Source organism: Roseburia sp. AF20-18LB (assembly GCF_003461185.1).
Taxonomy (GTDB): domain Bacteria; phylum Bacillota; class Clostridia; order Lachnospirales; family Lachnospiraceae; genus Roseburia_C; species Roseburia_C amylophila.
Map to the genome: position 1 here is coordinate 1 of NZ_QTWP01000014.1, position 293 is coordinate 293.

Here is a 293-nt window from a genome sequence, read left to right on the forward strand (position 1 = left end):
GCAAATTGCTTCGGTGGTTCGAATCCACCTCTGCCCATTCTTCTTTTTAGAAGATAATTGAATAACGCGGGATGGAGCAGTCTGGAAGCTCGTCGGGCTCATAACCCGAAGGTCACAGGTTCAAATCCTGTTCCCGCAACTCTTGCCCAGTTAGCTCAGTTGGTAGAGCAGAGGACTGAAAATCCTCGTGTCTCTGGTTCGATTCCGGAACTGGGCATTCTCAGAAAACCTGAGAAATGGGATATTAGCTCAGTTGGTAGAGCACTTGACTTTTAATCAAGTTGTCCGGGGTT

General features: G+C 47.8%; 3 tRNA genes (1 of these 3 running past the window's edge). All 3 read left to right on the plus strand.

From position 1 onward, the window contains the following. Positions 1-65: 65 nt before the first annotated feature. Positions 66-139, plus strand: a tRNA-Met gene (locus tag DWX65_RS14080). Between the two features lie 5 nt (positions 140-144). After that, a tRNA-Phe gene (locus tag DWX65_RS14085) sits at positions 145-217 on the plus strand. A gap of 21 nt (positions 218-238) precedes the next feature. Then, positions 239-293: transfer RNA gene (locus DWX65_RS14090), tRNA-OTHER, on the plus strand; it runs 51 nt beyond the window's last position.